General features: G+C 73.5%; 14 protein-coding genes. 5 read left to right on the top strand and 9 right to left on the bottom strand.

Annotation, left to right across the window (positions count from 1 at the left end):
- Positions 1-58: 58 nt before the first annotated feature.
- From U5C87_RS09235 to U5C87_RS09225, 3 genes are all read right to left on the bottom strand, one after another.
- Positions 59-418: an NADH-quinone oxidoreductase subunit A gene (locus U5C87_RS09235; RefSeq protein ID WP_020145018.1), complete on the bottom strand. Its 360-nt coding sequence runs from the start codon at positions 416-418 to the stop codon at positions 59-61.
- Positions 419-551: 133 nt separating this feature from the next.
- Entirely contained in the window at positions 552-1871 is a 1320-nt protein-coding gene (locus U5C87_RS09230; RefSeq protein ID WP_330476285.1) for a geranylgeranyl reductase family protein, read from the bottom strand.
- A 128-nt stretch (positions 1872-1999) separates the two neighbouring features.
- Positions 2000-2692, bottom strand: a complete 693-nt coding sequence (locus tag U5C87_RS09225) for a demethylmenaquinone methyltransferase (protein ID WP_030195904.1) — start codon at positions 2690-2692, stop codon at positions 2000-2002.
- Positions 2693-2785: 93 nt separating this feature from the next.
- On the opposite strand from U5C87_RS09225, the gene U5C87_RS09220 reads away from it, so the two are divergent.
- The gene (locus tag U5C87_RS09220) at positions 2786-4081 is read left to right on the top strand and encodes an isochorismate synthase (protein WP_330476284.1); all 1296 of its coding nucleotides are present in this window, start codon (positions 2786-2788) and stop codon (positions 4079-4081) included.
- 15 nt (positions 4082-4096) lie between these two features.
- Positions 4097-5860 (top strand): 2-succinyl-5-enolpyruvyl-6-hydroxy-3-cyclohexene-1-carboxylic-acid synthase, encoded by a 1764-nt coding sequence (menD, locus tag U5C87_RS09215; RefSeq protein ID WP_330476283.1) that lies wholly within the window; start codon positions 4097-4099, stop codon positions 5858-5860.
- A 15-nt stretch (positions 5861-5875) separates the two neighbouring features.
- Here menD and U5C87_RS09210 read toward each other — a convergent pair whose 3' ends face one another.
- From U5C87_RS09210 to U5C87_RS09190, 5 genes are all read right to left on the bottom strand, one after another.
- Positions 5876-5989 (bottom strand): DUF6188 family protein, encoded by a 114-nt coding sequence (locus U5C87_RS09210; RefSeq protein WP_330476282.1) that lies wholly within the window; start codon positions 5987-5989, stop codon positions 5876-5878.
- A gap of 2 nt (positions 5990-5991) precedes the next feature.
- Positions 5992-6756, bottom strand: a complete 765-nt coding sequence (locus U5C87_RS09205) for a 3-keto-5-aminohexanoate cleavage protein (RefSeq protein ID WP_330476281.1) — start codon at positions 6754-6756, stop codon at positions 5992-5994.
- Positions 6753-7757, bottom strand: coding sequence for an o-succinylbenzoate synthase (locus U5C87_RS09200; protein ID WP_330476280.1), 1005 nt, complete (start codon positions 7755-7757; stop codon positions 6753-6755). The genes U5C87_RS09205 and U5C87_RS09200 overlap by 4 nt, the downstream gene beginning before the upstream one ends.
- A gap of 54 nt (positions 7758-7811) precedes the next feature.
- Positions 7812-8066, bottom strand: a complete 255-nt coding sequence (locus tag U5C87_RS09195; protein WP_330476279.1) for a hypothetical protein — start codon at positions 8064-8066, stop codon at positions 7812-7814.
- A 113-nt stretch (positions 8067-8179) separates the two neighbouring features.
- Positions 8180-8686 (bottom strand): NUDIX hydrolase, encoded by a 507-nt coding sequence (locus tag U5C87_RS09190; protein WP_330476278.1) that lies wholly within the window; start codon positions 8684-8686, stop codon positions 8180-8182.
- Between the two features lie 35 nt (positions 8687-8721).
- Here U5C87_RS09190 and U5C87_RS09185 point away from each other — a divergent pair, with 35 nt between their 5' ends.
- On the top strand, positions 8722-9681 hold the full coding sequence (locus tag U5C87_RS09185; RefSeq protein WP_030195877.1) for a 1,4-dihydroxy-2-naphthoyl-CoA synthase: 960 nt from the start codon (positions 8722-8724) through the stop codon (positions 9679-9681).
- An 18-nt stretch (positions 9682-9699) separates the two neighbouring features.
- Here the strand turns inward: U5C87_RS09185 and U5C87_RS09180 are convergent, their stop codons facing one another.
- Positions 9700-10674 (bottom strand): alpha/beta hydrolase, encoded by a 975-nt coding sequence (locus tag U5C87_RS09180; RefSeq protein WP_330476277.1) that lies wholly within the window; start codon positions 10672-10674, stop codon positions 9700-9702.
- A 175-nt stretch (positions 10675-10849) separates the two neighbouring features.
- On the opposite strand from U5C87_RS09180, the gene U5C87_RS09175 reads away from it, so the two are divergent.
- Entirely contained in the window at positions 10850-12448 is a 1599-nt protein-coding gene (locus U5C87_RS09175) for an MFS transporter (protein ID WP_330476276.1), read from the top strand.
- Positions 12448-13641 carry an o-succinylbenzoate--CoA ligase gene (gene menE, locus U5C87_RS09170; protein WP_330476275.1) on the top strand — a complete coding sequence of 398 codons (1194 nt, stop codon included), beginning with the start codon at positions 12448-12450 and terminating at the stop codon, positions 13639-13641. The genes U5C87_RS09175 and menE overlap by 1 nt, the downstream gene beginning before the upstream one ends.
- The last annotated feature ends 22 nt before the right edge of the window (positions 13642-13663 follow it).

The following is a 13663-nucleotide window of genomic DNA, read 5'->3' as shown; positions in this document are numbered from 1 at the left end:
TAACCTTCCTGATGAAACCCGATGGACGCGCGCCGCAGGTGCGGCGTGGTTGCTCGGGTCAGTCCCACTCGAGCCCGCCGCGACGCCACACGTAGGCGTAGGCGACGAACACCGTGAGGATGAACAGGACCATCTCGACCAGCGCGAAGAGGCCCAGCTTGTTGAAGGCCACCGCGAACGGATAGAGGAAGACGGACTCGATGTCGAAGATGATGAAGAGCATCGCCGTCAGGTAGTACTTGATCGGGACGCGGCCGCCGCCGGCCGCCTGCGGCGTCGGCTGGATGCCGCACTCGTAGGCCTCGAGCTTGGCGCGGTTGTAGCGCTTGGGCCCGACGACGAGCGAGGTGAAGACCGACAGCGCGGCGAACGCGAAGCCGAGCCCCAGCATGAACAGGATCGGGACGTAGGAGTTCATCCGAGGTCACGTGCCTTCCGGTCGTGCGTGTCGTGCATGGTGAGAGCTGGGGCGCAGGTGCGCGGCGCACCCATCCTAGGGGCGTCGGTGACGATTGTGCTCGGCGTCACAAAGGCGTCGGCGCGCAGGGTGCTCATGCGCTCGGCGCCAGCCGGGAGAGGGCGGTGATGAGGCGGTCGCTCGCACCCTTGCTCGAGGGGTCGGCGAGGTTGGCCATGATCTTGAGCAGGAGCGGCATGAGCTTGGTGCGGGGCAGGCCGTACTTCGTCGCGAGGCGCATGACCTCGGGGTTGCCGATGGCGTGGGCGAACCAGCGTCCGAGCGTGAAGTAGCCGCCCAGCTCGTCCTTCATGACCTTGGGGTATGCCGCGAGCACCCTCTCGCGCGCAGCGTCGCTCGGGCGTGCCATCGCCTGGGCGACGAGCTCGGCGCCGAGGCGGGCAGCCTCGAGGGCGTAGTCGATGCCCTCGCCGTTGAAGGGGTTGACCATGCCGCCGGAGTCACCGACGAGGAGCAGGCCGTCGGCGTAGAGCGGCGTGCGGTTGAAGCCCATCGGCAGCGCGGCGCCGCGGATCGGGCCGGCCGTCTCGTCGTGCTCGAGCTGCCACTCGGGGTTGATGTCCTCGACCCAGCGACGCATGACGTCCTTGTAGTCGGTCTTCTGGAAGGCCGAGGTGGTGTCGAGGGTGCCGAGGCCGACGTTGGTGCGGCCGTCCTCGAGCGGGAAGAGCCAGCCGTAGCCCGGCATGAGGATGCGGTTGCCGGCGTCGTCGCGGCTCCACAGCTCGAGGTGGCTCTCGAGGTAGTCGTCGCGCTTCGGGGTCGTGTAGTACGCCCGGACGGCCACGCCCATGACGCGGTCCTCGCGCTTCGGGCGGCCGACGGCGGTCGCGAGGCGGGAGGAGACGCCGTCGCTCGCGACGACGACGGGGGCACGGTAGGTGACGGTCTCGCCCGTCGCGCGGCCGGCCTCGTCGAGGCGCTTGGCCGTGACTCCGGTGACGCGGCCCGAGGAGTCACGCACGGGGGCGGAGACGCTGGTGCGCTCGTGGAGGCGGGCGCCCTTGGCCTCGGCGTGGCGGGCCAGGGTCGCGTCGAGCTGGGCGCGGGTGCGCACCATGCCGTAGCCCGGGAAGGCGTCGGACTCGGGCCAGTCGAGCTGCAGCGTGTGGCCGCCGCCCTTGATCCGCAGGCCCTTGGTGCGCTGCCAGCCGGTCGTGTCGACGCCGAGGGAGATGAGCTCCTTCGTCGCGCGGGGGGTCAGCCCGTCGCCGCAGATCTTGTCGCGGGGGAAGGAGGACTTCTCGAGGAGGACGACGTCCAGGCCGTGGTCTGCGAGGTACGCGGCCGTCGCACTGCCACCCGGGCCGGCGCCGACGACGATGACGTCGGCCCGCTCGACGGGTGCAGCGCCAGACCCCGAGGGGCTGGGCGCGACGCTCGAACTGGTCATGTCTCCTGCACGCTTCCGGACCGCTTGTGAAGATCTTCACGAACTAACTTCGGGAGTCTATTCCCGGGATTTCGCCCTTGTCAGATAAGGCATGCCTAACTCTCGACAACGCGATCGTCGAGCGAGCGTCACCGCTTGGTGGCGTGGTGCAGCGCGACGATGCCGCCCGTGAGGTTGGTCCAGCCGACCTGCTGCCAGCCGGCCGCCTCGATGACGCGGGCGAGCTCGCCCTGCGGCGGCCACGCGCGGATGGACTCGGCGAGGTAGACGTAGGAGTCCGGGTTGCTCGACGTGCGGCGCGCCACGGGCGGCAGGGCCCGCATGAGGTAGTTGGAGTAGACCGTGCGGAAGACCTTGTTGACCGGCTGGCTGAACTCGCAGACGAGCAGGCGACCGCCGGGCTTGGTGACGCGGAGGAACTCGCGCAGCGCCGTCTCGGCGTCGGCGACGTTGCGCAGCCCGAAGCTCATCGTCACGACGTCGAAGCTCGCGTCGGCGAACGGCAGGCTCATCGCGTCGGCAGCCGTGAACGCCATGTCGGGGCGGCGGCGACGACCGACGCGCAGCATGCCGAGCGAGAAGTCGGCCGGGACGACCTCGATCTCCTGGTCGGCCCACGGCTCGCTCGAGGTGCCGGTGCCGGCGGCGATGTCGAGGATGCGCTCCCCCGGCTTGGCGTCGACGGCCTTGACGACGGCCCGGCGCCACAGGCGGTCCTGGCCGAGCGAGAGGACGTCGTTGGTCACGTCGTACTTCTCGGCGACGGTGTCGAACATCGACGCGACGTCGACCGGCTTCTTGTCCAGCTGCGCACGGGTCATGCGCTCATCCTCGCACCCGCGCGGGTGTGGGTCGGGTCGCACCTGCGGCCACACGGCGGGGGTCGCGGTCGTTCGGTCGTAGAGTTGCAACCGATGTCCACGCTTCCCGCCCCTGGAGCGCCGTCCCCCGCCGCGGGACCGACGGTCGTCGTCCGCACGGTGCCCCTCGAGGCCGCGGACCCCCTGCTCGCCTACCTCCCGTCCGACCGCCCGCACGACGAGCTGCTGTCGTGGGTGCGCCGCGGCGAGGGCCTCGTCGGGTGGGGCTCGGCTCTGACGTTCGAGGCGACGGGCGCCGACCGCTTCGGCGAGGCAGAGGCGTGGTGGCGCGACGTCGTCCGCCGTGCCGTCGTGCGCGACGAGGTCGAGCGGCCGGGCACGGGGCTCGTGTGCTTCGGCTCCTTCCCCTTCGCCTCGGACTCCGCCGAGTCGGCCCGCCTCGTCGTGCCGTCGACGATCGTCGGACGCCGTGACGGCCAGGCGTGGCTCACCACCTTCTCGCTCGACCCGCAGCTCACGCTCCTCGAGCACCCCTCTGTCGCAAGCGATCCCGAGCCTCCGCGTGATGTGGCCTTCGCGGACGGGCAGGTCTCCCCCGCCGCCTACGCCCATGCGGTCGCGGAGGCCGTGCAGCGGATCGGGGCGGGTGAGGTCGACAAGGTCGTCCTCGCCCGCGACCTCGTCGCGACGGCATCCGCCCCCATCGACCCCCGTTGGCTGCTGCGCCGTCTCGCCGACCGCTACGAGAACACGTGGGTCTTCTCCGTCGCGGGCCTCGTCGGCGCGACGCCGGAGCTCCTCGTCCGGCGCGACAAGGGCCTGATCACCTCGCGCGTGCTCGCCGGCACGATCCGCCGCACCGGTGACGACGCCAAGGACCTCGCGCTCGCCGCCTCGCTCGCGCGCTCGTCGAAGGACCTCGAGGAGCACGAGTACGCCGTCCGCTCCGTCGCCGAGGCCCTGGCGCCGCACTGCTCGTCGATGAACGTGCCCGAGGCCCCCTTCGTGCTGCACCTGCCCAACGTCATGCACCTCGCGACCGACGTCGCCGCGGTCAGCGTCGACGACGCCTCGTCGCTGACGCTCGCCGCGTCGCTGCACCCCTCCGCCGCCGTGGGCGGCACGCCCACGGCCCGCGCCGTCGAGCTCATCGGCGAGCTGGAGCACATGGACCGGGGCCGCTACGCCGGCCCCGTCGGCTGGATGGACGCGCACGGCGACGGCGCGTGGGGCATCGCCCTGCGCAGCGGCGCCCTCGACGCCCGCGACCCCTCGCAGATCACGCTGTATGCCGGGTGCGGCATCGTCGCGGGGTCCGACCCCGAGTCCGAGGTCGCCGAGTCCGACGCCAAGCTCATCCCGATGCGCGACGCGCTCGCCAGCGACTGACGGGAGGCGGCCACGGTGACGGGTGACCGGACTGCGCCGGAGCTCGCCCTGCGCGTGCTGCAGCAGCTGTGGCAGGGCGGAGTGCGTGACGTCGTGCTCGCACCGGGCTCGCGCTCGGCGCCGTTCGCGCTGACGCTCGACGCCGCCGACCGTGGCGGTGACCTGCGCCTGCACGTCCGGATCGACGAGCGGTCGGCCGGGTTCCTCGCCCTCGGGCTGGCCACGGGCTCTCGGCGGCCGGTCGCCGTGGTCACGACGTCCGGCACGGCCGTCGGCAACCTGCTGCCCGCGGTCATGGAGGCGCACCACACCGGCCGTCGGCTGGTCGTCGTGAGCGCCGACCGTCCGGACCGGCTGCGCGGCACGGGCGCCAACCAGACGACCGACCAGGCCGGCATCTTCGGGACCTTCGCACCGTGCCACGACCTCACCGCCGCGCTCCCATCCGAGGACCTCGAATTGCTTGTGGCGCAAGCCTGCTCGCGCCGTGGACCGACCCACCTCAACGTCCAGCTCGACGGTGACCTCATGCCGTCCGACCCCGACCCCGACACGTGGTGGCACCGCCCCGAAGCCCTCCAGAGCCACGACAGCTCCGCCCCGGCCGAGGTCCTGCGTCGGCAGGAGTCGTCGCCGGGAGTCGCGGGGAGCTCAGGGGTCGAGGCATCGGTGACCATTCCGACCGACGGGGAGCTGCTGACGCTCGGGCCGCGCACCGTCGTCGTGGCCGGTGACGACGCCGGACCTGCTGCACGGCTGCTCGCCGAGGCCGCCGGCTGGCCGCTCGTCGCCGAGCCCACCTCCGGCGCCCGCGTCGGTCGTCAGGCCCTGCGCACGGGCCGGCTGCTGCTGACGACCGACCTGCGGGACGACGTCGAGCGCGTCGTCGTCGTCGGCCACCCCACACTGTCGCGACCTGTCACGAGCCTCATCAGCGACCCGGGCCTCGAGGTCCTGTCGGTCCGCGGCCGGGACGGCGTGGCCACCGACCCCGGCCGGGTCGCCCGCGTGCTCGAGGTCGTGCCGCGCGTCGACGGTCCGGACGACCCGGCGTGGTTCGCCGCCTGGCGGGACGCCGACGATCGGCTGTCGGCCCTCATCGATGCGGGACTCGCTGCGCCCCAAGGTGATCCGGCTCGACCACCGGGTGACGCGGGCCTGTCGCCACTGGCCGTCGCGGCAGTCGTCGGAGCAGCTGTCGCAGCGGACACGAGCCTCGTCGTCGGCTCGTCGAACCCCGTCCGCGACCTCGACGTCATGGCCGCACCGTGGCCGCCGCACGAGCACCGCTTCGTCGTCGGCAACCGCGGTCTCGCCGGCATCGACGGCATGGTCTCGACGGCAGTAGGTGTCGCGCTGGGCCGGCCGCGGGCGACCCGCAGCATCGCCTACCTCGGCGACCTCACCTTCCTCCACGACACGAACGGCCTGCTCATGGGCCGCGGCCAGCGCCGCCCGGCCCTCACGTTCGTCGTCCTGAGCGATGACGGCGGCGCCATCTTCAGCACCCTCGAGCAGGGCGACCGTCGCTACGCCGGCGCCTTCGAGCGGGTCTTCGCGACCCCGCACGGCACGGACCTCGAGGCACTGTGCGCGGCGCACCACACGGCATACGAACGCGTCGACGACCTCGAGCGGCTCGCCGCGGCTCTCGCCGAAAGCCCCTCTGGCACCAGGGTGCTCGAGGTCCCGGTCTCCCGCGCGGACCGTCGCGCGGAGGCCGCGTGGCTGCGCGAGCTCGCCCGACAGGTCAGGCAGCCGCGCGCCGCCCGACCCTGAGACGTCGACGACGCGTCAGGCGCCGGAGCCGGGCCAGCTCGCCAGCTCCCCACCGGGCGTGCAGACGATGCGCTCGCCGGCCGGTCCGGTGATCTGCCAGGCCTCGTAGTCGGGCGAGGCGTGCCGCACGCTCAGCCGGGGGCGTCGGGGACCGGCCAGCGCGAGGGCGTGCTCGGCTCGGAACGGACGGCGGCGGCGACGAGCGCGGCGTTGTCGCGGGCCTCCCTGCCGTCCGGCATCAGGCGGGTGTCCTCGAGGCCGATGCGCACGTCGTAGCCGGCCGCCTGCGCCCAGCGCAGCACCGGCCACGTCCACCGCTCCTCGCCGTGCACGAGGACGGGCACCGGCGACATCCCGAGCGCCGCGAGGATCCGCTCGGCAGCCCAGGGCCCGTCGGATCCGGGAGTGACGCCGGGGATGAGCTCGACGAGCACCCGCTCGACCTGCCAGGGCCAGCCGGTGGCGACGAAGCGGCTGGCGGCCTGCGGCGTCCAGATGCCGGCCTCGACCCCGATCCCGTTGTCGCGCAGTGCAGCCGCGATCTCGGCGGCGCCGTCCTCGTGCCAGTTGACGCTGGCGCAGTCCGGGCCGCCGAGGTCGGGCGACGGCCACTCGGAGACGTGGGCGAGCTTGCGCCGGGCACTGTCGACGATGCCGTCGCGGGTGCTCACGCCGACGCGCAGTCCCGGTGTCGCGGCCCTGATCGCGGTGACGGCATCGACGACGTGCCGGGTCTCGAGGGTCTCGCGACCCGAGTCGTCCCGAGGGTGCACGTGCACCATGAACGCGCCGGCCGCCACCGCGTCGGCCGCGGCCAGCGCAAGCTCGTCCGGCGTCTGCGGCACACGCGGGTGCTGGCGTCGGGTGCGGTCGCCGTTGAGGCAGGCCTTGATCACCGTGGACTCCCCGCGGCGAGCTCGGCGTGGCAACGGACGAGCCGGTCACGCCACCACCGTTGCCGGTCGGCCGGGGCCGCGAGCGCCTCGAGGGTCGCGGGGTCGGGCACGGCTCGGCCGACCGTCAGCAGCCCGCCCGCGGGCCGCCACGGCGTCGCCGAGACGTCGCGTTCGAAGAGCCCGACCGTGCCGAGCCCGCAGGCGTGGTCGAGCGAGGGCAGCGCCGCCGCGAGGGCGACGCCGGCCGCGATGCCGACGCTCGTGTCGAGGGCCGAGGACACGACGGCAGGGAGCCCGCACGCCTCGACGACCTCGAGCGCGGCCGCCACACCGCCGAGCGGGGCGACCTTGACGACGACGACGTCGGCCGCGCCGAGCCGCGCGACCCGGACCGGGTCCTCGGCCTTGCGGATCGACTCGTCGGCTGCGATGGGGACGTCGATCCCGTTGCGCGCCAGGGCGGTCCGCAACTCGACGAGCTCCTCGACCGTGGCGCAGGGCTGTTCGGCGTACTCGAGGTCGTATGCCGCCAGCCTCCTCAGCGCCTCCGTGGCCGTGGCGACGTCCCAGCCGCCGTTCGCGTCGATGCGCACGTGCGCCCCGGCCCCCATCGCGGACCGGACGGCGGCCACGCGGTCGACGTCGTCGTCGAGGGACTGGCCCCTCTCGGCGACCTTGACCTTCGCGGTCGTGCACCCGTCGAACCGGGCGAGCACCTCCGGCACGCGGTCCGGACCGACGGCGGGGACGGTCGCGTTGACGGACACGGCGGTGCGCACGGGGGCCGGCCACACGGCATACGCGGCCTCGATGCCGGCGGCGAGCCATCGCGCGGACTCGGCGTCGGCGTACTCGACGAAGGGGCTGAACTCGCCCCAGCCCGAGGGACCCTCGATCAGCAGGGCCTCGCGCACGTCGACCCCGCGGAAGCGGACCCGCATCGGCAGCGAGACGACGTGAGCACCCGAGAGGAGGTCGTCGACCGGCGGCAGCGTCGTCATGCCCCCCATCATCACCGACGACGCGTCACCGGTGACCGGTGACCGGTGACCTGCTCAGCGGGCCGGGAAGGCCTCGTGCCGGTCGCGGCTCGGGTCGGGGACCGGTACGGGCGCCGGTGCCGATGCGTCCGGGTCACCCGCGCCGACGGCGTCGCGGCGCTGGCGTGCACGCTGACCGCAGCCGTAGCGCCCCCAGCTGCCGAAGGCGAAGGTGAGGCCGACGAGCCACCACAGCCCGTGGCCGGTGGGGCCGAGCGCCATGGCGATGAGCGCGATGCCGGCGGCGATGAACCAACGAGGTGCGGACACGGGAGCCTCCTGGGGAGCGGGTGCGGGGCAGGTGCCCCGTCTGCTCCCTCGACAGTAGGAGCGCGCGAGCCCGGCGACCCGGCCGCTCTGTCAGCACCTCCCCCTGACAGATGTCATGCCCCGCGCGCGCCCGAGGCGACCGGGCCGAGGACGACGTCGGCGGGGTTGTCGACGGCGATCGCGATGCGGTCGCGGAAGACCTGACGCATCTCCGGCAGGGCGTCGAGCGGGAACCAGCGCGCGTCGGTCGACTCGTCGTCGCCGGGTCTGGGCTCGCCCGAGACCCAGCGGCAGCGGAAGGTGTGGTCGAGGTACTGCCCGAGGTCGCCGTTGAGGTGCGTCACGACGCCGCTCGCCGACACCCAGACGAGCCGCTCGACCTCGGCGACGACGCACGCCTCCTCCTCGACCTCGCGGGTCGCGGTGACGTGCGGGTCCTCCCCCGGGTCGACAATGCCGGTGACCGGGGTCCACTCGCCGTTGTCGCTGCGCCGGACCAGCAGCACCTCGTCGGCGCCCCCGGAGACCTCGCGCAGCACGACAGCTGTGACCCCGGGCATCCACAGCAGCTCGGTGCCGACCATGGTGCGCAGGTGGGAGACGTAGGGAGGGATCGGCATACGGCCGACCCTAGCCCCGCCGATAGGGTCGGTCCGTGAGCAGCGAGCCGAGCCAGAGCGCCGTGTCAGACATCTTCGACCCGAGCGAGTGGGCGCCCGTCGAGGGCTTCGACCTCACCGACATCACCTACCACCGCCGCCGTCCCGTCGAGGGCCGCCCGCACGCCGAGTCCGGCGTCGTGCGCATCGCCTTCGACCGGCCCGAGGTGCTCAACGCCTTCCGGCCGCACACCGTCGACGAGCTCTACCGCGCGCTCGACCACGCCCGGATGACCCCCGACGTCGGCGTCGTGCTCATCACCGGCAACGGCCCCAGCCCCAAGGACGGCAAGTGGGCCTTCTGCTCGGGCGGCGACCAGCGCATCCGCGGCCGCTCGGGCTACCAGTACGCCGAGGGCGAGACCGCCGACACCGTCGACGCGGCACGCACCCGGGCGCAAGGCGGCCGCCTGCACATCCTCGAGGTGCAGCGCCTCATCCGCACCATGCCCAAGGTCGTCATCGCCGTCGTGCCCGGCTGGGCGGCCGGCGGCGGACACTCCCTCCACGTCGTGTGCGACCTGACGATCGCGAGCCGCGAGCACGCGCGCTTCAAGCAGACGGATGCCGACGTGGGCAGCTTCGACGCCGGCTACGGCAGCGCCTACCTCGCCAAGATGGTCGGCCAGAAGTTCGCCCGCGAGATCTTCTTCCTCGGCCGCACGTACTCCGCCGAGGACATGCAGCGGATGGGCGCCGTCAACATCGTCGCCGACCACGCCGACCTCGAGCGCGAGGCCCTGCAGGTCGCGACCGAGATCATGGGCAAGAGCCCGCAGGCGCAGCGCATGCTGAAGTTCGCGTTCAACCTCACCGACGACGGCCTCATGGGCCAGCAGGTCTTCGCGGGCGAGGCGACGCGCCTGGCCTACATGACCGACGAGGCCGTCGAGGGCCGTGACCAGTTCCTCGAGAAGCGCGAGCCCGACTGGTCGCCCTTCCCCTGGTACTTCTGAGCCGGTACTCCTGAACCGTCACATCCCGTCGACGAGCGCGACGGTCGCGTCGACGATCTGGCGCTGGGCCGAGGCGCGGTCGACCGTCGGGGTGCCGTCGCCGGGCTGCTCGCCGTAGTCGCCGAAGAAGGAGTGCACCGCTCCCGCGATGGGGGTGTATGCCGTGTCGCCGGGGAGCAGTGCGCGGCTCGCCTGCACGTCGGCCGGGGTCGTGAAGCCGTCGCGGGTGCCGCTGACCGACGCGACCGCGAGGTCGGTGCGGTCGGCGAGCGAGCCGATCGGATACGACGCCCAGAGCACGAGCCCCTTGACGACGCCGGGGTGGTCGTGGGCGAAGGTCGCCGCGACGACGCCGCCGAGGCTGTGCCCGCCGATGGCCCACGAGGTGACCTCGGGGTGGCGGTCGATGAAGGCGTGCGGGGCCGTCATGGCGAGGAAGCCGATGTTGAAGGGCTGCTTGACGACGACGACGAGGATGCCCTGCCGGCTGACCTGCGTCAGCATAGGCACGTAGGCGCGGGGGTCGACCCGGGCTCCGGGTTGGAAGATCAGACCCCGGGTGGGCGTGCCGCTCGTCGGGGTGATGACGATGTGGGCCGGGGCATCCGTGATGCGCACTCCGGCGCCGCCCGACACGGAGGCCGCTGCGGCCGGGGTCCCCGCGAAGGGGCGGAGCCAGACGAGCGCCCCGAGCACGACGAGGGTGAGGAGCACGCCGACACCTCGGCCGACGACGCGCACCCAGGCGCGGTGGTGCGCCTCACGCGGCTCGTCGCCGCGGTCCCGGGCGAGGAGGACGACGCCGATGAGCCCGCTCGCCGCGAGCGCAATGACCTGCGCGGGGTTGCCGGCGAGCAGGACCGACCGGTCGAGCAGGAAGAGCACGAGCGGCACGACGAGCCAGAGGATCCCGAGCGCGACGGCGAAGCGGGCCCGCGGGCGGCGGCCGGCCCGCTCGGGGCCGAGCACCTCCTCGTCCGGCACGCTCGTCACGTCCCGAGACTAACCACGCGGGCAGGGCCAGCGGTGCCTGACGACGGCGGCATTCCGCGGGCTGGACGCGGGACCTGCAGCGGGGCCTGCAGCGGACCTGCGCCGACCTGCGCGGACCCGCGCGGAAGCCGGTGTCGGTCGCACCCCGAGCACCCGGACAAGGCAGGATGTTGGGGTGGAACCGAGCGACGACCGCCGCGCCAGCGCTGCCGCCGGCGGGCCCGACGTCCCGGAGGGCGGCCGGCCCGCGGACTTCCGCCAGCCACCGCGCACCACCGTGGCCAACGCGACCCGTGCCGTCGGGCGCGGACTCGGGCGCGCCGCCACCGGGACCGCACGCCTCACCGCGCGCTCGGGCCGCTTCGCCGCCGCCAAGGCCCACGCCTACACCCACTCCGGCGGGGCCGGCGAGAGCGGGCTGGCCCGCGTCACCGAGCTGCACGCGAGCAACACCGCGGGCGACACGATCATGACGCTGGCCCTGGCCGGCACCCTCTTCTTCAACCCGCAGACCGCGCAGGCCCGCAGCGACGTCGCGACCTTCCTGCTGCTGACGATGGTCCCGTTCGTCCTCGTCGCGCCGCTCATCGGGCCGCTGCTCGACCGCTTCTCCCACGGCCGGCGCTGGGCCATCGGCACGACCCTCGCCCTGCGGGCCTTCCTCTGCTGGGTGCTCGGCGAGGCCATCAACAACGACAGCAGCTGGCTCTTCCCCGCCGCCCTCGGCTGCCTCGTCGCCTCCCGCGCCTACACGATCACGCGAGCCGCAGCCGTGCCCCGCCTCCTGCCGCCGGGCACCACTCTCGTCAAGGCGAACTCGCGCGTCTCCATGGCCGGCGTCGTCGGCGCCGTCGCCGGTGGCGCCCTCGGCGGCGCGGCCATGCTCGCCGGTCCCGCCTGGGCCCTCCGGCTCGCCTTCGTCGTCTTCGTCGTCGGCACCGTGCAGGCCATCCGGCTGCCTGCTCGCGTCGACTCCTCCCTCGGCGAGGTGTCCATCGAGGACACGACTCCCATCCCCGTGCGCGGCGCCGGCGAGGGCGCCACCGCGAGCGCGCCGCCTGCGAGCTCGCTCCGCGGCACCCAGCGCGGCTGGTCCGACTCCCCCGCGAGACGGCATACTCCATCGGGTGACGACGCGCTCACGGTCGACTCCCTCGGCCCGTTCGGGCGCTTCCGCCGGCGCAAGCAGGCGATCCCGTGGCCCGTCATGCACGCCATGTGGTCGACCGGCGGCACGCGCGTGCTCACCGGCTTCCTCATCCTCTTCATGGCGTTCCTCGCCAAGGAGCACCCCATCGACGGCATCCGCGGCGAGGTCGTGCTCGCGATCATCGCCGTGGCCATCGGGATCGGCAACGGCCTCGGCAGCGTCGTCGGGAACGTCGTGCGCGACCAGCGGCCCGAGCGCATCGCCATGCTGTCGGTGCTCGCCGCGACGGTCTGCTGCATCGCAACCGGCATCTGGTACGGCGTGTGGACCCTCGCGCTGCTCGGCTTCGTCCAGGGCCTGTCGGCGCAGCTGTCCAAGCTCTGCTTCGACGCCCTCGTGCAGCGCGAGGTCCCCGAGAACGTCCGCACGTCGGTCTTCGCGTGGTCCGAGACGATGCTCCAGGTGCTGTGGGTCGTCGGCGGCGCGCTCGGCATCGTGCTGCCCCTCAACCCCTACGTCGGCTTCCCCGTCTGCGCCGTCGTGCTCGTCTGGACCGTCGCCATGGCGGCCCGGCAGCGACGACGCGCCACCCCCACCGCACGACCGAGAGCGAGACCCGCCTGATGGCCGCGTCGTCCCCCCGACCACTGGCGATCCCCGCCGGACCCGCCGTCCTCGACGTGCTGCCCGACCTCGAGGCGGCCCTGACCGGCCGCTCCCCCGTGCTGCCGTATGCCGCCGACGCCCAGCCGCCGTCCGTGCCGTCGGTGCCCGCCCACGACCCGGGCGAGCTGCCCGACGGGCTCGCCCTCGCGATCGGCACGTCCGGCTCGACCGGCCGTCCCAAGCGCGCCCTGCTGACGGCCGACTCGCTCGAACGCTCGGCGTGGGCCACCCACCAGGTCCTCGGCGGCAGCGGCGCGTGGCTGCTCGCCATGCCGGCCCACCACATCGCCGGCATCCAGGTGCTGCTCCGCTCGATCGCCGCCGGGGTCGCGCCGGCCGTGCTCGACCTGCGCGAGGGCTTCTCGGCCAAGGGGTTCGCCGACGCCGCCGCCAAGGTGCGCCCGACGGCCGCGGCCGCGCGCCGTTACACCGCTCTCGTGCCCACCCAGCTGGCCCGGCTCGTCGACGACGAGGCCGGGCTGGCGGCCCTGCGCACCTTCGACGGCGTGCTCGTCGGCGGCGCCGCCACGCCGGCCGCGCTCGTCGAGAAGGCGCGGGCGCTCGGGGTGGTCCTCAGCCTCACCTACGGCATGAGCGAGACGGCCGGGGGCTGCGTCTACGACGGCATCCCCCTGCCGGTCAGCCGCGTCCACGTCGACAACGACCGGCACGTCGTCCTCGGCGGCGACACCGTGGCGCACGGCTACCTCGGCGAGCCGGGCCTCAGCCGGGACGCGTTCACCGTCGACCCCGACGGCGTCCGGTGGTTCCGCACCGACGACCTCGGCCACTTCGACGACGAGGGCCTGCTCGTCATCGACGGCCGCGCCGACGACGTCATCAACACCGGCGGCCTCAAGATCAACCCTGGTGTCGTCGAGGACGCCATGAGCCGGCACCTCGACGTGGTCCTCGATGTCGTCGTCATCGGCGTGCCCGACCCCGAGTGGGGCGAGTCCGTCTGTGCCGCAGTGACGCTCGCGGACCCAACCGCCCACCTCACCACGCGCGAGGTGCGCGACCGGCTACGCGGCATCCTCCCCGACGCCGCGCTGCCACGTCGGGTCCTCGTGCTCCCCGCGATCCCGCAGCGCGGGCCGGGCAAGCCCGATCGGGCCGCGATCCGACGCACCGTGCAGGACCGCGCCTGAGCGGTGGCAAGATAAGGGTGTT

Source organism: Terrabacter sp. C0L_2 (genome assembly GCF_036352015.1).
Classification (GTDB): Bacteria; Actinomycetota; Actinomycetes; order Actinomycetales; family Dermatophilaceae; genus Terrabacter; species Terrabacter tumescens.
Note: the sequence above shows the minus strand (reverse complement) of the source record. Positions and strands in the feature narration are given on the sequence as shown.